The sequence below is a fragment of the Streptomyces sp. KM273126 genome (assembly GCF_004337435.2).
GTDB lineage: Bacteria > Actinomycetota > Actinomycetes > Streptomycetales > Streptomycetaceae > Streptomyces > Streptomyces acidicola.
This window is the reverse complement of sequence record NZ_SJXB02000001.1, coordinates 1859438-1879053: the sequence shown is the minus strand read 5'-3', so window position 1 is coordinate 1879053 and position 19616 is coordinate 1859438. Positions and strand designations below refer to the sequence as shown.

Annotated in this window: 15 protein-coding genes, 2 tRNA genes and 1 other RNA gene; 9 read left to right on the top strand and 9 right to left on the bottom strand. The window is 70.4% G+C overall.

Annotation, left to right across the window (positions count from 1 at the left end; translation table 11 throughout):
* Positions 1-58: 58 nt before the first annotated feature.
* The 3 genes from E0500_RS08085 to E0500_RS08075 all read right to left on the bottom strand — a co-directional run bounded on the left by E0500_RS08085 (position 59) and on the right by E0500_RS08075 (position 2217).
* Positions 59-940 carry a DUF2797 domain-containing protein gene (locus tag E0500_RS08085; RefSeq protein ID WP_181586912.1) on the bottom strand — a complete coding sequence of 294 codons (882 nt, stop codon included), beginning with the start codon at positions 938-940 and terminating at the stop codon, positions 59-61.
* A 136-nt stretch (positions 941-1076) separates the two neighbouring features.
* Positions 1077-1922, bottom strand: coding sequence for a DUF2637 domain-containing protein (locus E0500_RS08080; protein ID WP_258572672.1), 846 nt, complete (start codon positions 1920-1922; stop codon positions 1077-1079).
* A complete protein-coding gene (locus tag E0500_RS08075; RefSeq protein WP_131571709.1) occupies positions 1915-2217 on the bottom strand; it encodes a hypothetical protein in 303 nt (100 codons plus the stop codon). The genes E0500_RS08080 and E0500_RS08075 overlap by 8 nt, the downstream gene beginning before the upstream one ends.
* A gap of 404 nt (positions 2218-2621) precedes the next feature.
* On the opposite strand from E0500_RS08075, the gene E0500_RS08070 reads away from it, so the two are divergent.
* Positions 2622-3299, top strand: a complete 678-nt coding sequence (locus E0500_RS08070; RefSeq protein ID WP_131571712.1) for an HNH endonuclease family protein — start codon at positions 2622-2624, stop codon at positions 3297-3299.
* Positions 3300-4085: 786 nt separating this feature from the next.
* Here the strand turns inward: E0500_RS08070 and E0500_RS08065 are convergent.
* Both E0500_RS08065 and E0500_RS08060 read right to left on the bottom strand, forming a co-directional pair.
* The gene (locus E0500_RS08065) at positions 4086-4820 is read right to left on the bottom strand and encodes an SDR family oxidoreductase (protein WP_131571715.1); all 735 of its coding nucleotides are present in this window, start codon (positions 4818-4820) and stop codon (positions 4086-4088) included.
* Entirely contained in the window at positions 4817-5083 is a 267-nt protein-coding gene (locus tag E0500_RS08060; protein ID WP_131571718.1) for an Atu4866 domain-containing protein, read from the bottom strand. The genes E0500_RS08065 and E0500_RS08060 overlap by 4 nt, the downstream gene beginning before the upstream one ends.
* Positions 5084-5225: 142 nt before the next feature.
* Here E0500_RS08060 and E0500_RS08055 point away from each other — a divergent pair, with 142 nt between their 5' ends.
* Both E0500_RS08055 and E0500_RS08050 read left to right on the top strand, forming a co-directional pair.
* On the top strand, positions 5226-6071 hold the full coding sequence (locus E0500_RS08055; RefSeq protein ID WP_131571721.1) for a helix-turn-helix transcriptional regulator: 846 nt from the start codon (positions 5226-5228) through the stop codon (positions 6069-6071).
* Positions 6072-6437: 366 nt separating this feature from the next.
* Positions 6438-7373 carry a carbohydrate kinase family protein gene (locus tag E0500_RS08050; protein ID WP_165935242.1) on the top strand — a complete coding sequence of 312 codons (936 nt, stop codon included), beginning with the start codon at positions 6438-6440 and terminating at the stop codon, positions 7371-7373.
* Positions 7374-7455: 82 nt separating this feature from the next.
* Here the strand turns inward: E0500_RS08050 and E0500_RS08045 are convergent.
* Positions 7456-7540: transfer RNA gene (locus E0500_RS08045), tRNA-Ser, on the bottom strand.
* A gap of 96 nt (positions 7541-7636) precedes the next feature.
* On the opposite strand from E0500_RS08045, the gene ffs reads away from it, so the two are divergent.
* From ffs to E0500_RS08015, 6 genes are all read left to right on the top strand, one after another.
* An RNA gene (gene ffs / locus E0500_RS08040) (signal recognition particle sRNA small type) lies at positions 7637-7733 on the top strand.
* A 184-nt stretch (positions 7734-7917) separates the two neighbouring features.
* A complete protein-coding gene (locus E0500_RS08035) occupies positions 7918-10392 on the top strand; it encodes a DNA polymerase III subunit gamma and tau (protein ID WP_181586911.1) in 2475 nt (824 codons plus the stop codon).
* A 211-nt stretch (positions 10393-10603) separates the two neighbouring features.
* The gene (gene purD / locus E0500_RS08030; protein WP_131572149.1) at positions 10604-11869 is read left to right on the top strand and encodes a phosphoribosylamine--glycine ligase; all 1266 of its coding nucleotides are present in this window, start codon (positions 10604-10606) and stop codon (positions 11867-11869) included.
* A gap of 350 nt (positions 11870-12219) precedes the next feature.
* Entirely contained in the window at positions 12220-14457 is a 2238-nt protein-coding gene (locus E0500_RS08025) for a hypothetical protein (protein ID WP_181587218.1), read from the top strand.
* A 387-nt stretch (positions 14458-14844) separates the two neighbouring features.
* Positions 14845-16443, top strand: a complete 1599-nt coding sequence (locus tag E0500_RS08020; RefSeq protein ID WP_131567338.1) for a N,N-dimethylformamidase beta subunit family domain-containing protein — start codon at positions 14845-14847, stop codon at positions 16441-16443.
* A gap of 217 nt (positions 16444-16660) precedes the next feature.
* The gene (locus E0500_RS08015; protein WP_131567340.1) at positions 16661-17563 is read left to right on the top strand and encodes a phosphoribosylaminoimidazolesuccinocarboxamide synthase; all 903 of its coding nucleotides are present in this window, start codon (positions 16661-16663) and stop codon (positions 17561-17563) included.
* A 62-nt stretch (positions 17564-17625) separates the two neighbouring features.
* Here the strand turns inward: E0500_RS08015 and E0500_RS08010 are convergent.
* From E0500_RS08010 to E0500_RS08000, 3 genes are all read right to left on the bottom strand, one after another.
* Positions 17626-17701 (bottom strand) — tRNA-Gly (locus tag E0500_RS08010).
* 23 nt (positions 17702-17724) lie between these two features.
* Positions 17725-18333, bottom strand: a complete 609-nt coding sequence (locus tag E0500_RS08005) for a response regulator transcription factor (RefSeq protein ID WP_131567343.1) — start codon at positions 18331-18333, stop codon at positions 17725-17727.
* Positions 18330-19607, bottom strand: coding sequence for a sensor histidine kinase (locus E0500_RS08000; protein WP_131567378.1), 1278 nt, complete (start codon positions 19605-19607; stop codon positions 18330-18332). The genes E0500_RS08005 and E0500_RS08000 overlap by 4 nt, the downstream gene beginning before the upstream one ends.
* Positions 19608-19616: the final 9 nt, after the last annotated feature.

The window sequence follows — 19616 nt, the reverse complement described above, 5'->3', positions numbered from 1 at the left end:
CGAATCCGTCAGAGGTATCTCAGAGGTATCCGTCAGAGGAATCCGTGCGGAGAGTTCGTCAGAAGAGCCCGCCCTGAACCCCACCCCCGCCGTTCCTCAACTCCCTCACAGGAACTCCGAGCACGTCCTGTTCCCCCGCCTCCACCGCGACCAACTCCCACCCCGTCATCAGCCGTGTATCGAGGACGACGACCCCGCGCCCGGTGGCCAGATGCAGATCGGGCCCGGCAACGGCGACCACCGCACCGCCCACAACCCCTCCCGCGACCAGCTCGGTCACCACCCCGTCCGCGCCCGGCAGTCCGTCGAGCCCGAACACCTCGGCGTGGTCGACCGTCCGGCACGGCATCCGCTCCAACGACTCCGGCCAGCCGTCGAGCGCCACCGCTCGCGCGTGCAGCTCCGCCACCTCGGCCGCCCGCTCCCCGGCCTCGGGCAACGCGGACCGTACGACCCGCTTGTCGGCGTACGGGATCCGGTCCGGCACCCCGAGCGCGGCCCGCAGGACTTCCTCCACCCGCCGCGCTGCCATCAACGGTCCACGCCCCAGCCGGCTGAAGCAGACGGCTCCCTGCTCCAACAGCCGTGCGTCCCCGCGCTCGACCGCGGTGATCCCCACCTTCACCATGCCGGGCCCGAACCACGCGAGATACACGTGATACGGCCGCGGATCGTCCGCGATGGTGTCGGCGGCGACGGAGTGCGCCCGGTCCAGTCGCGCACACTCCTCACACCGCGCCCCCGTGCTCCGCCCCGACACTCCGGCCCGCGTGGGACACCCGTGCCCCCGGGCTCCCACACACGTCCTCACACCCCCTGCCACCACCCCGAAGGCCACCTTCTTCCCCCGTGGCAGAGCACTCCCGCGCCCGCCTTTCCACAGCAGCACGGGCTCGGCGCCGGCCCACCGCAGCCCCGCACATCTCCACGCCTGTGTCATCCCTCACGAGACTAGGCGCTGCCACTGACAATGCGCCTTGACCTGGCAGAACGCGAGACCACGGCACCAGCCCACAGGGACAGGCCCACAGGGACAGGCCCACAGGGACAAGCCCACAAGGACCAGCCCACAAGGGTCAGGCGCCGGTCTTCTCCTGCGGAGGGCGGTAGGCGGTGAAGGGCAGCGCCGACGTGCGGTGCCGACGGACGGCCTTGCGCGGCGGACGAGTGAGGGTGATCTGGCGGACGAGCTGCTGGAAGCAGGCAAGGGCGGCGAGAGTGGGAAGAGCCGCGGTTGCCACGCCGGTGATGCTCTTGGGCGCCTGGGCAATACACAGGAGCATGGCAACGCCGGAGAAGAACAGCACAACGGACCAGGAGTGCGCCGCGCGACGCCGGTGCAGAGCGGCCCGCAGAATGGACAACGTAGCCACCATCCATGGGCCGTAGACAAGCAAAGGACACAGACCGGCGGCCCCATAGGCGGCGTGGAGACCCGGCAGACGACGGAGAGGGTCGTACGTGATGACGCCGCCGAGCACGCTGACCATCGCGACGACAACAGCCGCAACCGCGACGATCAGATAACTGACCTTCTGCAGCGGACTGAGCGCCGGCCTTCGCGGTCCGACACGGCGGTGCCCGGGCACGGGACGCACGCGCGTCAGCTCTTCGGTGACGTGCGCCAAACCGGCGAGACGATCGGCTCCGGACATTTCCTCGCCGGATTCGCCCACGGCTGGTTCAGAGGGGAATGCGCCGCTTGCGCCGCTCTCGGCCGCGGCCTGATCCCTCAGCAGATACGCCAGCTCTTCCGCCGGGTCCCACGATGCGTCCAAGGGGGCGAACGGAGGGGCGAACGAGGTGAAAGACTGCTGTACGGACGCCGGGGACGAATACTCGTAATCCTTGTACGGCCACGCCCTCGCGGCCGGATCGAGGTGGGTTCCACTCACTCCATAGCTGCTGTACGTCTCAGACATGACGGCTCTGTCCCACCCAACCGCCGTGGCGTGCGACGACCGAATCCCCTGACCACAGGCGCTCGAACTCATCCTGGATCTCGCTCATCTCCGCCAGGAAACCCTCAAAGACCGTGGACGAGTGCAGCAATTCAATGCGATTACCGCGATAGCACAGATAGGCGTTCGCGTCCGGGGTCGACGCGGGTCGCGGCGTGAAGGTCCACCCTCCCTTCGACAGCACGCGGGCGTCAACGCGGAAATCCGGGCTGTTTGAAGGGCCCCAGGGCGCGGTAGAGGATGTTGCTCCAGTCATACCCCTCCAACGCCGGACACAATGACGCAGATGCGTGGCATTCAGGTGATGGGGTTGGGCCATACAGGCGTTTCGCGATGAGTAAAGTCCGATGCCGCATGGCGCAGCACCACTGATGTGATCTTGGGTGTTATGGGGAGGGCGCCCGCGGCAAATGGGTGACCTCCGGGGAAACCGACAGGACGCCCCTCATCTCACGCGTCACCGGCGAATGAACATACGGCCACCGCGACGAAGCGCATGCGTATGCGTGTGGGTATGCGCATCTTCCTGTTGGTCGCGCTTCCAGCCCAGCGTTCCCGGTACTCCGCAGGGTGCCCCATGGCACACCTGTCCAGTGAACCCACGCATCCATATGGCTCATTCGTTCGAGTCGAGGTCCTCGAACGAGGTAGGCACTGTGCGTGATCAAGAACCTCAAGCGCGCCGCTCTCGCGGCCGTACTCCTCGCCATGCCCTTCGCGGCACCCACTCCAGCCCATGCGCAGGAACGTTTCTCCGTGGCAGTAACCCTCCCGGTGGCTGCCGCGGCCCATGCCCTCCCACTTGCCGCGGAGGTGCGGGACGGCTACCAGCGCACGAGCTTCCGGCACTGGAACGCGGGCAAGAACCCCACCGACGGCTGCAACACCCGAGCGGAGGTCCTGCTCTCCGAGGCTGTCGACCCACCCGAAGTTCTCCCGGGCTGCAAGCTGTCCGGAGGCCGCTGGTGGTCGTACTACGACTCCAAGTGGCTGACCTCCGCCTCCGCCCTGGACGTCGACCATGTGGTGCCGCTCGCCGAGGCCTGGGACTCCGGGGCATCGCAGTGGACCGCGAAGCGTCGCGAGGCCTACGCCAACGACCTCGACGCCCCGACCTCCCTGGTCGCCGTCTCGGCGGCCTCCAATCGCAGCAAGGCCGACCAGGACCCCGCCGAGTGGCTGCCGCCGACCACCGAAGTCGCGTGCAGATACGCCTCGGAGTGGATCGCGACCAAACTTCGCTGGGGACTCACCACCGACACCGTCGAACGCGAAGCACTCACCCAACTCGCGGACGAGTGCCCCGGCACCACCGTGACGTACGAACCCGCCCCGTAGACCAACGCGTACCGACCCGGCACCCCGCCCGGCCACCGCAGGACCCGGGCCGTCGCCGAGTGCCGGGTCGGCAACCTGGCGACGGGTTGTCCGGGACGTGCGGTTCATGGCGCTCGGCGAGGCGGGGGCGCGGACGCAGAGGCGCGGTCGAGGGAGCGGGGAGCCGCAGCTGCCCGTACAGCTGCCAGTACGTTGCGGGCGGTGCGCCGACCGTCAGACGTCGCCCTCAGCCTGGGGCCCCTCACTTTGGGACCCTCCACTCTGGGACCCACCACTCTGGGATCCCTCACGCTGAGGGCCGTCATTCTGAGGCCCCTCGGTCTGGGGTCCCCCATTCTGGGAGTCACCGCTTTGGGAGCCCCCGCTCTGGGATTTGCACTGCTCCTGCTCTCTTGTGTTGTTCCCGGGCCCGAACACCACGGTCCAGAGAATGTCCTCAAGGCCCTGCTTCGTCTTGACGGACACCGCGCATCCGTCGTGAACAGGCGCCGGGGCGGCCTGGGCCGCGGCGGATGAGGCGTAGAGCATGGCCGCCGCAAGGCTGATGACGGCTGCGGCAGCCGAGTGCGCGAGGGAACGGTGCACAGAGTGCAGTCGCGGAGTCTTCATGATCACACTGTGAGCGGAGTGAACTCCGGGAGGAAGGCCGACAGCCTCTCGCGTAGTCAACTCGACCCGATCGTGTGATCCGCCAACCGACGCTTGGTAGCGCGGAGGGAGTAACAGCTACTCAGGGCTGACGACGCCCGCGTCCTTGTCCGGCACAGGGAGTTCCGCAGCAGCGGGTCATTGGGCGCTTGCGGCGGGACGGACGACGATCTCGTTGACGTCGACCTGCGGAGGCTGGGAAACGGCGTAGGCAATGGCCTGCGCGATGGCGGAGGCGGGCAGTGCCACGGCGCGGTAGGTCTTCATGGCCTCCCTGGCGGAAGGGTCGGAGATGCTGTCGGCGAGTTCGGACTCGGTCACGCCCGGCGAGACGAGGGTGACCCGGACATCCCCGGCGGACTCCTGGCGCAGTCCTTCGGAGATCGCGCGGACGGCGAACTTGGTGGCGCAGTAGACGGCGGCGGTGGGCGATACCTCGTACGCGCCGACGGAGGCGATGTTCACGAAGTGCCCGCCGCCCTGAGCACGCATCACGGGCAGCGCGGCGGCGATGCCGTGCAGGACTCCCCGCACGTTCACGTCGATCATGCGGTCCCACTCGTCGGTCTTCAGCGCGTCCAGCGGCGAGAGCGGCATCACTCCGGCGTTGTTGACCACCACGTCCACGCGCCCGTAGCGCTCGCGCGCGGCGGACACGAAGGCCCGGACGTCGGCCGCGTCCGTGACGTCCAGTCGCTGGAACGCGGCGGTGCCGCCCGCGCCGGTGATCTCCTCGGCAAGCGCATCGAGACGGTCGGTGCGCCGCGCTCCGAGGAACAGGCGGTGGCCGTCGGCGGCGAGCCGGCGGGCGGTCGCCTCTCCGATTCCACTGCTCGCTCCGGTGATCGCCACGACCTTGGCTGTGTCTGTCATACCTGCTGTTCCTCTCGGTAGAGCACGAGGTGCTCGTGATGGAGCACACCGTCACGGATGTCGCCCGTCGCGGTGAACCCGGAGTCGTCGACGTAATCGATGTGGCTGCCTGTCACCGTGTAGCGGCCTGTGTACGCACTGTGCCGGTTGCCGCGGGCCTCGTCGTACCGGCCGTCCGCCCGCAGTTCCTGGCGGATGTGACCGTCCGCGGTCACCCACATGCCGACCACGTCGGCAGCACCGTCCTCCGTGTTCCCTGTCATGACGGACTCCCTGGTCCATGAGTGCGGATCTGTCCTGTTGCCCGACCGAGTCTGGACAGGCCGAAGGCCGCTGACCAGGACGTCTGCTGCCTGGGTGCGGTACACCCAGGCAGCCCGCACTCCTGCGGCCTAGCCTGAGGACATGACCGGCAACCACCTTGGGGAGTTCCTACGCGCTTGCAGGGCGGCCCTGCGGCCGCAGGATGTCGGCATGTCGAGCTACGGCGTACGCAGAGTCAACGGGCTGCGTCGTGAAGAGGTCGCTGTCCTGGCCGGGGTGAACGCGGATTACTACACCCGCCTGGAACAGGGGCGCGAACGCCGCCCCTCGGCCCAGGTACTCGACGCACTCAGCCGCGCCCTGCGACTGGACCCCGACGCCCACGCGCACCTCCACCAGCTGGCGGGCACAGCGCCGGGCAACCAGTTCACCCACACCACGGACCAGGTCAGTCCCGCCCTTCGCCAGTTGATGGACGGCTACCCGGGCGCCGCGGCGTTCGTCATCAACCGGACCCTGGACGTCCTGGCGGCCAACGCCTTGGCTCAGGCCCTGCACTCACCCTTTGAAAAGCTGGACAATCTGGCCCGCATGACCTTCCTCGACCCGGCGGGCCGGCAGTTCTACACCCGGTGGAGCCACACTGCCCAGGCCACCGTGGGCCACCTACGCCAGGCAGCCGGCCGTGACCCGGACAACCTGCGGCTACGGGAGCTCGTCCGCACCCTCACCGAGCACAGCGCGGACTTCACCCGCCTCTGGAGCACCCACACCGTGCGCGGCAAGACCCAGGACGCCAAGCACTTCCTCCACCCGGACGTCGGCCCCCTGACCGTCACCTACCACGCCTTCGACGTACGCGACGCTCCAGGCCAGCAACTCATCATCTACCAGGCCGAACCCGGCAGCCCCCACACCCAGGCCCTGGCCTTGCTCGGCTCCATCCACGCCACCTCGAACCAGGCCGCCCCCACACAGCCAAGGTGACGACTTGAACCTGCCGAGCGACTGCCCGGGGAAGGAAGGGCGAAGGCGTGCATATCAGACCTGACCGTAGAGGGCTGCCAGCCGGAGTAGTGACTCGATGCTTATCCGGCTCGACTGACGAGGGCCAGGAGCAAGCCGGGACGCTCAGTTGGGAAGCTACGTCCATCTGAGGCCCTCCAGCCCTTCAGCCCTTCAGCCCTCCAGCCATCCAGCACCAGAGGTGTGCCAGGCGGCAATAGTTGATCAGCGCGCCGACGTGGGCGGAGTAAACATCAAGTCGCGACGGAGCATGTCGAACGACGGCGTTGGGTAAGTACCTCAGTCCCGGCTGACGAGGGCATGGCGAGGGCACGACGAGGGAGCCCCATGACGGCGATGGCCCTGTTCTGCGGAGACATCGCGTTCGACGTCGCGCTGCGGGTTCCCCACTTTGCCGACGCGGACCAGAAGACGCACGCGTTCGAGAACCTGGTGAGCGCCGGAGGGGTGGCCGCCAACTCCGCGGTCGCCTGCGCCCGACAGGGCGTCACCACAGCTCTGCTTGCCGTTGTCGGGGATGACGTGCTCGGCGCCTACGCCATTGACTTCCTTGCGGCGCGGGGCGTCGACGTCACCGGCGTCACCACGACACCTGGCATGACGGCGGTCTCGGTTTGCACCCTGGCCGAGGAGGACGGAGAAAAACGTCTCGTCTACACCTCGTCCGTGTCGCAATACCCGCCTCCGGAGCGTCTGCGCGACGCCGAACTGGACGGAGTGGACTGGATCCACACCTCGTGCCTAGACCCCGAGGCCGCCGCAGTGCTCGCGGAGCGGGCGCGAGCCGCCGACATTCCCAGGTCGATCGACTTGGAACCCTCCGCGCTCGCCCACGGCGCGGAAGCCCTCGCTCCGGCCCTGTACGAGGCGGAGGTCGTCTTCCTCAACGAGCGGGCCACGGCCGAGATAGGCGACATACACGCCTTCTGCGCCCGACACCGTCTCAAGCTGGTCGTGTGCACCCGTGGTTCGCATGGGGCGGCGCTGACGGACGGCTCCAGCGAGATCACCGTCGCTCCGCCGCCCACCGGCCCGATCGTCGACACCACCGGCGCCGGCGACTGCCTGGCCGGGGTCTACATCGCCCGCTCCCTGTCCGGCTCGGACCCGCGCTCGGCGCTGCGGGCGTCGGTGGCTTCGGCGACGCACGCCTGCCACCACCTCGGAGCCCAGGGCGGGTACCCCGACAGAGAGACGACAGACGAACTCCTCGCGAACGGCTGGCTCCGGGAGCCGGGCACACCCCGGGAGCCGAGGGCCTAGTACACGCACGGCTGCGGAGACGACGACGAAGGCCCCGACCGGCGAACGGTCAGGGCCTTTCATCTGCCCTACTGGGCGGCTGCGGAGGATACGAGATTCGAACTCGTGAGGGGTTGCCCCCAACACGCTTTCCAAGCGTGCGCCCTAGGCCTCTAGGCGAATCCTCCGCCGGAAACATTACATGACGGCGGGGAGTGCTTGCGAACTCGTTCGGGGCCCGGGGAGGGGGGACGGGTGGGGGTGGTGGATCGGGTAGGCTGGGGGACAGCCCCTCACGCGGCGCTATCTGACTGAACTCCCCCAGGGCCGGAAGGCAGCAAGGGTAGGTTGGCTCTGGCGGGTGCGTGGGGGGTCTTTCTGTTTCCCGGTCCCTGTATCTCCGCTCCCCGCATCTCTGCTCACCGCGTCCCCGCTGTTGTGGGACGGCTCGTGCACGAGCCCGGTCGGGGGCGGCGGGCGTCGGAGAGGTGGCTGAGTTGGGTGGGGTTCCGGGTGGGCCCCTGGGCGGGCCGGGATGTCAGTGGGCGGCTATAACCTCGTATGCGTGTCGTCTCTCGCGCTGTACCGCCGCTATCGCCCGGAGTCGTTCGCCGAGGTCATCGGGCAGGAGCATGTTACTGACCCGCTGCAGCAGGCGCTGCGGAACAACCGGGTCAATCACGCGTACCTGTTCAGCGGTCCGCGTGGGTGCGGGAAGACGACCAGCGCGCGGATTCTCGCCCGTTGTCTGAACTGCGAACAGGGGCCCACGCCGACGCCCTGCGGTGAGTGCCAGTCGTGTCAGGACCTCGCGCGGAACGGGCCGGGGTCGATCGACGTGATCGAGATCGACGCCGCCTCTCATGGTGGTGTGGACGACGCTCGTGAGCTGCGGGAGAAGGCGTTCTTCGGGCCGGCCGGCAGCCGGTACAAGATCTACATCATCGACGAGGCCCACATGGTCACGTCGGCCGGTTTCAACGCGCTGCTCAAGGTGGTCGAGGAGCCGCCGGAGCACCTCAAGTTCATCTTTGCGACGACCGAGCCCGAGAAGGTCATCGGGACCATTCGGTCGCGTACGCATCACTATCCGTTCCGGCTCGTGCCGCCGGGGACTCTGCGGGACTACCTCGCCGATGTGTGCGGGAGGGAGAAGATCCCCGTTGAGGAAGGGGTGCTGCCCCTTGTGGTGAGGGTGGGGGCCGGGTCCGTGCGTGACTCCATGTCCGTCATGGACCAGCTGCTGGCGGGGGCGGCGGAGGACGGCGTCACGTATGCCATGGCCACCTCGCTGCTGGGGTACACGGACGGGTCCTTGCTCGACTCCGTCGTCGAGGCGTTCGCGGCGGGGGACGGGGCCGCCGCTTTCGAGGTCGTGGACCGGGTCATCGAGGGCGGGAACGATCCGCGACGGTTCGTTGCGGATCTGCTGGAGCGGTTGCGGGACCTGGTGATCCTGGCCGCCGTCCCGGACGCCGCCGAGAAGGGGCTCATCGACGCGCCTGCCGATGTGCTGGAGCGGATGCAGGCCCAGGCCGGGGTCTTCGGTGCCGCCGAGCTGAGCCGGGCCGCCGATCTCGTCAATGAGGGGTTGACGGAGATGCGGGGAGCCAATTCGCCCCGCTTGCAGCTTGAGCTGATCTGCGCGCGCGTGATGCTGCCGGCGGCGTACGGCGACGAGCGTTCCGTCATGGCCCGCCTGGACCGGCTCGAACGTGGCGTGAACTTCTCCGGAGGTGGGGCCGCGCCCGCCATGGGGTACGTGCCAGGGCCTGAGGCTCATGAGTACGCGGGGGCGCCTGCCGGAGTTCAGCAGCCTGCGGTTCCGCCCGGGGGCGGGCCCGCAGCTGCTCGGGCCGCGGTGCGGTCGGCCGGTGGGCCCGGTGGGCCCGGTGGGCCCGGTGGTGCCGGTGGTGCAGGGGGTGCAGGGGTCGGTCCCGGGGCGGGGCAGGGGCAGGGTGGGCCTGCCGGGAGTCCGCGCGCTGTCGTGGAGCCTGCTGCGCCTGCTGCGCCTGCTGCGCCTGCTGGGTCCGATACGGGCTCGGGTATGGGTACTGGTATGGGTGTGGGTACTGGGGCGGGGGTGCCTACCGCGGCACCGGGGCCCGCACCCGTCGCCGAGCAACCGTCCGCTCCCGCCGCTCCCGGAGCCTGGCCCACCCCCGCCACCGCGGGCAGTGGCCGTCGGCCCGGCGGCTGGCCGACAGCGGCCCCTGCGGGTGGGGGACAGGGAGGACCAGGACAAGGGGGGCGGCCACCGGCGGCTCCCGGACCCGCGTCCGCGTCCACTCCGGCCGCATCCCCCGGCGGTCCCGCCGCCGGTCCGCCCGCGTCCATGCCCCCCGGTTCCGCGCCCGTCGGCGGGGGGCTCGACCCCCGCATGCTCTGGCCGAACATTCTGGAGGCGGTGAAGAACCGTCGCCGGTTCACCTGGATCCTGCTCAGTCAGAACGCCCAGGTGACCGGTTTCGACGGCACCACCCTGCAGATCGGTTTCGTCAACGCAGGGGCCCGGGACAACTTCGCGGGCAGCGGCAGCGAGGACGTACTGCGGCAGGCACTGGCCGAGCAGTTCAACGTGCAATGGAAGATCGAGGCGGTCGTCGATCCGTCGGGAGGCTCGGCGTCGGGCGGCGGGGGCGGTTCGGCCGGACCGGGCGGTTACGGCGGAGCGGGCGGCCCGGGTGGTTATGGCGCCCACGGCGGAGCGGGCGCCGCTGGTGGCGGTGGTGGTGGATACGGCGGGGCCCCCGTCTCGTCGACGCGTCCCTCTGCATCTGCACCCCAGTCCTCGGCGCCGGCATCGCGCCCCTCGTCCCCGGGAGGGCCGGGGTCAGCCGCAGGTCAGGGGAGACCAGCTCCGGCCACAGGGTCGGCGCCCACGCCACCACCCTCCGCTCCGGAGCCCCCGCCCATCTCGCCCGAGGACGACATTCCCGAGGAGGACGATCCCGACCTCGACGAGTCGGCCCTCTCCGGGCACGATCTGATCGTGCGGGAGCTGGGGGCGACGGTGGTGGAGGAGTTCACCAACGAGTAAGTGGCAGGGGGCGCTTTCCAGCGGTACTCCAACGAAACGCGTGAAGGCGGTGAGGGTTTCCTTGGGGCCTCTTGGGGCCTCTTGGGGCCTCTTGGGGCTCCTTGGGGCCCTTGCCGAGCCGCGACACCCGTAAGCGTGGGGTGCGTCCGTGCGACCCCGAGCACCGGTATCCCCCACAAGGACCCACTTCCGCGCCCGTTAGGCTGACCCCGTGAAGGTCCTCGTCATCGGTAGCGGCGCCCGCGAACACGCCCTGTGCCGTTCCCTGTCCCTCGACCCCGATGTCACCGCCCTGCACTGTGCCCCCGGTAACGCGGGCATCGCGGAGGTGGCCGAGCTGCACCAGGTCGACGCCCTCGACGGCAAGGCCGTGGCCGCGCTGGCCTCGGACCTCGGTGCCGAACTGGTCGTCGTGGGGCCGGAGGCTCCGCTCGTCGCCGGCGTCGCCGACGCCGTGCGCGAGGCCGGCATCTCCTGCTTCGGCCCCTCCATGGAGGCCGCTCAGCTGGAGGGTTCCAAGGCCTTCGCCAAGGATGTGATGGCGGAAGCCGGTGTGCCGACGGCTCGCTCGTACGTGTGTATGACGCCGGCCCAGGTCGACGAGGCGCTCGACGCGTTCGGGGCACCGTACGTCGTGAAGGACGACGGTCTCGCCGCGGGCAAGGGCGTCGTCGTCACCAGCGACATCGAGCAGGCCACGGCGCACGCGAACGCCTGCGAACGCGTCGTCATCGAGGAGTACCTCGACGGTCCCGAGGTCTCGCTCTTCGCGATCACCGACGGCGAGACCGTCCTCCCGCTCCAGCCCGCCCAGGACTTCAAGCGCGCCCTGGACGGCGACGAGGGACCGAACACCGGCGGCATGGGCGCGTACTCCCCGCTCCCCTGGGCCGAACCGAAGCTGGTCGAGGAAGTCCTGCAGACCGTCCTCCAGCCGACCGTGGACGAGATGCGGCGCCGTGGGACTCCGTTCTCCGGCCTGCTCTACGCCGGACTTGCGATCACGTCGCGCGGTGTACGGGTCATCGAGTTCAACGCACGCTTCGGCGACCCCGAGACCCAGGTGGTCCTGGCACGGCTGAAGACCCCGCTGGCCGGCATCCTGCGCGCGGCCGCGGACGGCACCCTCGCCGACCTCGAACCCCTCCGCTGGAGCGACGACGCGGCCGTCACCGTGGTCGTGGCCTCGCACAACTACCCCGGCACCCCGCGCACCGGCGACCCGATCACCGGGCTCGCCGAGGTGGCGGCCCAGGACGGTCCACAGGCGTACGTCCTGCACGCCGGCACCAAGCGCGACGGTGACGAGGTGGTCAGCGCGGGCGGCCGGGTGCTGTCCGTCACGGCGGTCGGCGCGGATCTGACCGAGGCGCGCGAGCGGGCGTACGCGGCGGTCGGGCGCATCCGGCTCGACGGTTCGCAACACCGGACCGACATCGCGGCGAAGGCAGCGGCCGGAGCCCACGGAGCTTCGTAACCCTGGGTGGTCTCCCTCTGCTTTTTGGGCCCCGATTTCTCCTGGTGTCACCTGGGGAAATCGGGGCCTCATGCTTGCTCAGTGTCATCCACCTCTCCCCAGAGCCATTCCATCGAGTGACCGATGCCCCATCCGGCTGACGGGGCGCACGGCCCCAACTAGGGTGCGGCGCAAGCGGTCCGGCACTTGGCCCACCGACATTGCGATGTCAGTGGCGGGTGCCACAGTGGGGGAATGAGCAACACCAGGCCATCCGGCGGCGAGCGCGGTGACGGACAGCGTCACGGCGCGCGTCGTGCGGGGTACGGGACAGTCGGGACGGGAGGGGGTGACGGCCGGTCGTGACCGGTATGGGTGTGGAGCTGGGCGCGCAGGCCGCGCGTTCCCGGGCCCTCGCCGTGCTGCGTATCCGCAGCAGGGCGCTGGCCGTCGCCCTGTTGCCCGCGGCCGTCGCCGTCGTGTTGTTCGTCGGCGGGGCCACTGGCCACATCACCGGCGGGGTCTGGCCCGTGACGCGCTGGATCATGGCGGTGCTGGCGGCCGTCGTGCTCCTCTGTGCCACGGGCATCGCACTCGTCGTCACCCGCGCCCGGCCCGCCACGAGCCCCACGGTCCCGATCGCCGAGGAGTCGGCCCCCGACCTGTACCGCATGGTGCGGGACCTGGCCGACCGTCTCGACGTCCCGGCCCCCTCCGCGATAGCGCTCACCCCGGACTGCGACAGCTGGCTGGAGGACCGCACCCACCGCTCACACGGCCCGCCGCCGTCCCCGGAGCGCAGGGGCGGAGGAGAAGGTCTGTCGGGCATGAGCGGCGGTATGAGCGGCGGCATACGGGGCGGTGCGACGACGCACGGCCGACGCGGCGAGCCCACCGCACCCGTGCTCGTGATCGGTTCCCCCTTCCTGTGGTGGATGCGGGTAGGGGAGCTGCGCGCGGTCCTCGCCCCGGTCATCGCGGGTACGGGGCCGTCGGCCCACCCGGACATAGCCGCCGCCCGCCGTTTCGTACGAGGGCTGGACGCGGCCGTGGCCGTGACGACGGCACCCACACATGGACCTCTGGCCCGGACGGTGCTGGCCGGCGCGGGCTGGGTGGCCCGGCTGCTGCTGCGCGGTTGCCGGGGGCACGCGGCCGAGATGGAACGGGGCGTGGCGGCCGCGGCGGCCGAGCGTGCACAGGCTGTGGATTACGGTCTGCGGATCGTCGCCCAGGAGCAGGTCGGTCTCGCGTACGCGGGCTGGGACCGGCTGCTCACCCGGGTGGCGCTGCCGGCCTGGCGGATGGGCCGCTGGCCGTCCCGCCTCGACGCGGGCGTCGTCGCGGCCCTCACGGAGCTGTCCCGTCGCGACCGCCTGGCCGAGGGCTTCGCCTCCCGGCTGGGTGAGCGGCCGGCCTGCGACCTCCTGGAGGAGCCCGGCGCGGTCGACGAGGCCGCGTCCCTGCTCGCCGCCCGCCTCTTCCACGGCGGCCCCGCCGAGTCCGGGCCCGACTGGGCTCCGGTGGACTGGCGCGAGTACCCGGACGAGGTCGTCGACCGGAAGTGGCGCACGGACGCGGCAAGGCTCCACCGGGTCCTGGACTCCTTCGGAGTCAGGCACACGGCGGACACGGGGGAGCCTGAGCCCGGCGGACCGACCCTGGCCCGGGTGCTGGACCACCTGACGGTCCGGGGGCCGACGGTGCGGGGAGGGACGGTGCGGGGCGTTGAGCCGGGGACGGCGCTTGGGGGCGAAGGTGAGAGTCAGGCCGGCGGCGGGAGGGAGCGGCTGTGCGGCTACACCGAGGGGGAGGGTGAGCATGCGGGAGCCGAGCGTGCCGAGGGAGCCGGGGGCGCAGAAGGCGTCGAGGGGGCGGTCGGGGACGCGGATGCGGCGGGTGACAGTCACGATGACGCGGGTGCCGGACGGGCCGTTGAGAGCGAGAGACCGGCCGCAAGCAGACCAACGGGAGGCACAGCCGGTGGGCCGGAGACCGCAGACGCGGGCGCCGAGCCGCCCGACACCACGAAGGCCAGCACCACGAAGGCCAGCACCGTGAAGGCCAGCACCTTGAAGGCCGCCACCGCGAATCCCGGGAACACGGGCGAGGAGTCGGCGGCGGACGACGATGCACGCCCGGTCGTGCCCCGGGGCGCGGAGTCGGCGGACGCGGCCCTCGGTGACGAACTGGGCCTGGGCAGCGAGCGGGCGGCCGCGCTGGCGGCCGGGCTGAGCGCCGAGGTGGCACGGGAGGAGGCGTCGGCGGGCCCGACGACGGCCCCTGGTGGCACGGCGGAACCGCAGGGACCGGACCGAGCCCTGTGGGACGACATGCCGCCGTTCTTCCCCCTGCAGCCCCCGCGCACGGGCCGCGAGCTCCTCACCGACCACGTCACGGCGATGGTGTGCTGCGCCGCGATGGACACGGCCGGTGCGGCACCAGGGCTCGACTGGCTGGACGGCCCGTCCCTCCTGATCAACGGAAAACGAGCCGTCGACCTCGCTCCCCGGGTCCTGACCCTCGTCGAGGACGGCGACCCGGCCCCCCTCCGGGACTGGCTCCGGCGCCTGGGCGTCCGCCCCGAGAAGCCGGTCCGCCTCGTCTGAGCGCGAGTACAACGCGCCCCACCGCACCCACCGGCAAGCGGAACCCCACCTTTGGGCGGAGCCCCACGTTCCGTTCACGTCAATTCACGACAAACGGTGACGGAGCACGTGCTTAATGTGATGTGCTGGGATCGTTCGAGCACATGGCACGGGCATAGACGGATGGGCGGACCGGTGACGGATCGGTGCCCGCCGAGCCGCCGCCCGAGCCGCAACCTGTCCGCGAGAACTCCGAGCACGCGGGCCGTCCGACCGGCCGCACAAGCATCAGAGTCACCACTCGCACAACGCACCACAGCCATGAGCGCAGCCACCACAGCGGCCACTACGGCAGCCATCACGAACGACCAACGCAGGACAACGGGGGCATGAGGGAGGGGAGCACGTATGGGGTCTGAGAAGATCCGACGCTGGGAGTCGGGCGCACTCGCACATGCCGTGACGGACCCCTTTGGCCAGGGCCCCGTCCCCTGGCTCCGGGGTACCGAGATGTACTTCGACGACAGCGGCCAGATCGTCCCTTGGTACGTCGACCAGAACGACACCGCGCCCGGGGGTCCTTCGGTGCGCGAAGGGGCCCGCGGCACCCACGCCACGCCCGCCACCCGCGATACCCATGGCACCCATGGCACCCATGGCACCCATCGCACCCGCACCACCCGGGTCCCCGGCCCCCGGGCCGAGCGCCCCCACATCAACGGCCCCCGCGCCGCCGACGACGTGAACCTCCAGATCAAGGGCTTCACGAAGACCGGCGCCGCGGTCCCCGGTGAGTCGATCGACTTCCACATCACCGTGGACCCGCCCCAGGAGTTCAGCGTCGACATCTACCGGATCGGGCACTACGGAGGTGAGGGCGCCAGCAAGATCACCACCAGCCCCCGCCTCTCCGGCATCGTCCAGCCCGCGCCGCTCACGGCCGACCGCACGGTCTCCTGCCACCACTGGTGGCTCTCCTGGCGTCTGCAGATCCCGAGCTACTGGAAGATCGGCGCGTACGTGGCCGTCCTCACCACCGTCGACGGCTACCGGTCCCACGTCCCGTTCACCATCCGCGACAGCCACCCGGCCGACCTGCTCCTCGTCCTGCCGGACGTCACCTGGCAGGCGTACAACCTCTACCCGGAGGACGGCCGCACCGGCGCCAGTCTCTACCACGCCTGGGACGAGGACGGCCGTCTCCTCGGCGAGGCGGACGCCGCGACCACGATCTCCTTCGACCGCCCGTACGCGGGTGCGGGCCTGCCCCTCCACGTCGGCCATGCCTACGACTTCATCCGCTGGGCCGAGCGCTACGGCTACGACCTCGCCTACGCCGATGCCCGCGACCTGCACGCCGGCCGCATCGACCCCACCCGTTACCGCGGCCTGGTCTTCCCCGGACACGACGAGTACTGGTCGCAGGCCATGCGCCGCACCGCGGAACTCGCCCGTGACCAGGGCACCTCCCTCGTCTTCCTCTCCGCCAACACCATGTACTGGCAGGTGGAGTTGGCGCCGTCCCCGTCCGGCGTCCCCGACCGGTTGCTGACCTGCCGTAAACGAAAAGGACCGGGTAAGCCCGTGCTGTGGCGCGAAATCGACCGCCCTGAGCAGGAAGTGGTCGGTATCCAGTACGCGGGCAGGGTGCCCGACGCCCACCCGCTGGTCGTTCGCAACGCGGACCACTGGCTGTGGGAGGCGACCGGCACCCAGGAGGGCGACGAGCTGGAGGGCATGGTCGCGGGCGAGGCCGACCGTTACTTCCCGCGCGCCCCGCTCCCCGAGCACCAGGGCCGCATCCTTCTCGCGCACTCCCCGTACCGGGACAGCGAGGGAGTCATCCGTCACCAGGAGACCTCCCTCTACCGGGCTCCCTCCGGCGCCTGGGTCTTCGCGTCCGGAACGTTCGCCTGGTCCCCGGCTCTCGACCGCCCCGGTCATGTCGACACCCGTATCCAGCGAGCCACGGCCAACCTCCTGGACCGCATCTGCAAACGAGAATGACCTCTGCAAACGGGAACGACCTCTGATCTGCAAGCAGCGATGGCCTCCGCAAGCATGGACGGCCTCTGCAAGCAGGCATGGCCTCCGCGAGCGGGAAACGGCCTCTGACCCGCAAGCGCGAATGAGGGAATGCCCCCTTCCGGGCAGACCCACAGCTGGACCGATCCCCCGCATACGGGAGAATCGAGCCACTTGGACATCACCACGCGGAGGAACCGTGCCCGGATTCGTAGAAAAGCCCGAACCCATCCAGGTGCCGGGCCTGGTGCATCTGCACACCGGCAAGGTGCGCGAGCTGTACCAGAACGCGGCCGGCGACCTCGTGATGGTCGCCAGCGACCGTACGTCCACCTACGACTGGGTGCTGCCGACCGAGATCCCGGACAAGGGCCGCATCCTCACCCAGCTGTCGCTGTGGTGGTTCGACCAGATCGCGGACCTGGTCCCCCACCACGTCCTGAGCAGCGATCTCCCGCCGGGCGCCCCCGCCGAGTGGGAGGGCCGCACCCTGGTCTGCAAGTCCCTGCGGATGGTGCCGGTGGAGTGCGTGGCCCGCGGCTATCTCACGGGCTCGGGCCTCGCCGAGTACAACGAGACCCGCACCGTCTGCGGCCTCGCCCTCCCCGAAGGCCTCGTCGACGGTTCGGAACTGCCCGCTCCGATCTTCACCCCCGCCACCAAGGCCGCGGTCGGCGAGCACGACGAGAACGTCTCGTACGAGGAGGTCGCCCGCCAGGTCGGTGCCGACACCGCCGCCCAGCTGCGCGAGGCCACCCTCGCCGTCTACGCCCGGGCCCGCGACATCGCCCGGGACCGCGGCATCATCCTCGCGGACACGAAGTTCGAGTTCGGCTTCGAGGGAGACACCCTCGTCATCGCCGACGAGGTCCTCACCCCGGACTCCTCCCGTTTCTGGCCCGCCGACCAGTGGCAGCCGGGCCGCGCGCAGTCGTCCTTCGACAAGCAGTTCGTACGGGACTGGCTCACCTCCCCGGCCTCCGGCTGGGACCGCAAGGGCGAGCAGCCCCCGCCGCCCCTGCCGGAGGAGATCGTCGCCGCGAGCCGCGCGAAGTACGTGGAGGCGTACGAGCGACTGACGGGCACGAGCTGGAGCTGCTGACCGCACCCGCACGACGAAGGCCCCGGTCGAGGTGACCGGGGCCTTGCGTTCTGGAGACTTCCTGGAGCGGACGACGAGGCTCGAACTCGCGACCTCAACCTTGGCAAGGTTGCGCTCTACCAACTGAGCTACGTCCGCACTGCGCCGAGGCGCGAGAGCAACTATACCCAACCTCGCTCACGTGCGAGCCGTACCGCGGCATGACGGTTCTCGGCCCCGAGTTTGGTGGCGGCCGACGAAAGATAGTTGCGTACGGTCCCCGGTGACAGCGCGGCCCGCTGGGCGATCTCCGCGACGGGCGCCCCGTCGGCGGCCAGCTCCAGCACCTCGGCCTCCCGCGTGGTCAGCGGCGAGTCACCGGCGGAGATCGCGTCGGCGGCCAACTCCGGGTCCACGTAACGGTTCCCGGCGTGCACCGTGCGGATGATCTCCGCGAGCCGCTGCGCACTGACGGTCTTCGGGACGAACCCGCGCACCCCCGCCTCCAGCGCGCGCTTCAGATGTCCCGGCCTGCCGTGACTGGTCACGATCAGTACCTGGCAGCCGGGCAGTTCGGAGCGCAGGGATGTGGCGACCTTCACACCGTCCGCGCCGGGCATCTGAAGATCCAGTACGGCGACATCGGGGGCGTGCGCCCGAGCCATCGCCAGTGCCTCGGGCCCGTTGGCCGCCTCGGCGACGATCACGAGGTCGTCCTCCAGCGCGAGCAGCGCCGCCAGCGCGCCCCGGATCAGATGCTCGTCGTCGGCGAGCAGGAGCCGCACACTCACGCCGTGACCTCGTTCGCTGCCAAGGGCACCTCGGCCACCACCCGGAACACGCCCTTGCGGACCCGGCCGGCCTCCAGCGTCCCGTCCACCGCGGCGAGCCGCTCCCGCAGCCCGGCCAGCCCAGAGCCGCGGCTCTCCGGCGGGCCGTCGGACGCCCCGCCGTTCTCCGCACTGCCGTTCTCCGCCCCTTCGTTCTCCGTCTCCTCGCTCTCCGCCCCGTCGTTCTCCACGGTCAGCACCACGCGCCCCTCCAGCACCCGTATCCCCACCTCGCACCGTCCGGCATCCCCGTGCCTCAGTACGTTCGTGGTCGCCTCCCGGACGACCCAGCCCAGCGCCGACTGCACCTCGGCCGGCAGCCCGGCCGTCTCCCCGCGCACCTCGCACGCGATCCCGGCCGCGTTCAACACCCCTTGCGCGCCGGTGAGTTCGACGCCCAGGTCGGCCTCCCGGTATCCGCGTACGACGTCCCGGACCTCGCGTTGCGACTCCTGTGCGATCCGCTGCACCTCGATCATCTGCTCCACGGCCTCGGGACGCTCCCGGCGCGCCAGTTGGACGGCCAGTTCGCTCTTGAGCGCGATCACGGCCAGGTTCCGGCCGATCACGTCGTGCAGGTCGCGCCCGAAACGCAGCCTCTCCTCGGCGACGGCGAGCCGGGCGCGGGTCTCCCGGGCCTCGTCGAGCTCGTACACGGCGTTGAGGAGCCAGACGGAGAAGATGGCGGCGAAGACCATGAACCCGGGGAAGAGCATCAGCGCGAACGCCGCCATCACCGCGTCGTCCGGGGCGGCGTGCAGCATCAGCGCCAGGGTGAGGCAGCCTGCGGCGAAGCCCACGACCAGGGCGGCCATCCACCGCTTTCTGCGCATGCCCAGAGTGACCGTGCCGATGCCGACTCCCATCGCGCCCGTCGCCAACGAGCCCAGTGCGCCCAAGTAGTCCGAGTCGGCGGGCTGGGCCTTGGTGACGAGCAACGTGGCCGCGGCGAACACCGCTGTCACCGCACCGAGCGTCCACATGATCCGCACGGGCTGCTCGCGGCTGCCCCGGGTCCAGTCGACCGCCCGCGAGGCGGTTGCCGCAGTGAGCAGGGCGTGCCCGCAGAGTGCCGCGAACAGCCATCCCGAGAACCGCAGGGGCACCTGCGCGAGCACCGGGAGGCCGAACAGCACGATCTCGAACACCGCGAAGAAGTGGTACGACCACCGTGTGTATGCCTCGATCTTCGCCGGCGTGCTCTTGCTCCGCCACCATCCCCTGGGCATGCGCATCCCCTGCTC

What these genes read in the sequence shown, in the direction of transcription:
- E0500_RS08085 (WP_181586912.1), bottom strand. Translation starts at nt 940, where the DNA reads ATGACACAGGCGTGGAGATGTGCGGGGCTGCGGTGGGCCGGCGCCGAG.
- E0500_RS08080 (WP_258572672.1), bottom strand. Translation starts at nt 1,922, where the DNA reads ATGTCTGAGACGTACAGCAGCTATGGAGTGAGTGGAACCCACCTCGAT.
- E0500_RS08075 (WP_131571709.1), bottom strand. Translation starts at nt 2,217, where the DNA reads ATGACTGGAGCAACATCCTCTACCGCGCCCTGGGGCCCTTCAAACAGC.
- E0500_RS08065 (WP_131571715.1), bottom strand. Translation starts at nt 4,820, where the DNA reads ATGACAGACACAGCCAAGGTCGTGGCGATCACCGGAGCGAGCAGTGGA.
- E0500_RS08060 (WP_131571718.1), bottom strand. Translation starts at nt 5,083, where the DNA reads ATGACAGGGAACACGGAGGACGGTGCTGCCGACGTGGTCGGCATGTGG.
- E0500_RS08055 (WP_131571721.1), top strand. Translation starts at nt 5,226, where the DNA reads ATGACCGGCAACCACCTTGGGGAGTTCCTACGCGCTTGCAGGGCGGCC.
- E0500_RS08050 (WP_165935242.1), top strand. Translation starts at nt 6,438, where the DNA reads ATGACGGCGATGGCCCTGTTCTGCGGAGACATCGCGTTCGACGTCGCG.
- E0500_RS08025 (WP_181587218.1), top strand. Translation starts at nt 12,220, where the DNA reads ATGGGTGTGGAGCTGGGCGCGCAGGCCGCGCGTTCCCGGGCCCTCGCC.
- E0500_RS08020 (WP_131567338.1), top strand. Translation starts at nt 14,845, where the DNA reads ATGGGGTCTGAGAAGATCCGACGCTGGGAGTCGGGCGCACTCGCACAT.
- E0500_RS08000 (WP_131567378.1), bottom strand. Translation starts at nt 19,607, where the DNA reads ATGCGCATGCCCAGGGGATGGTGGCGGAGCAAGAGCACGCCGGCGAAG.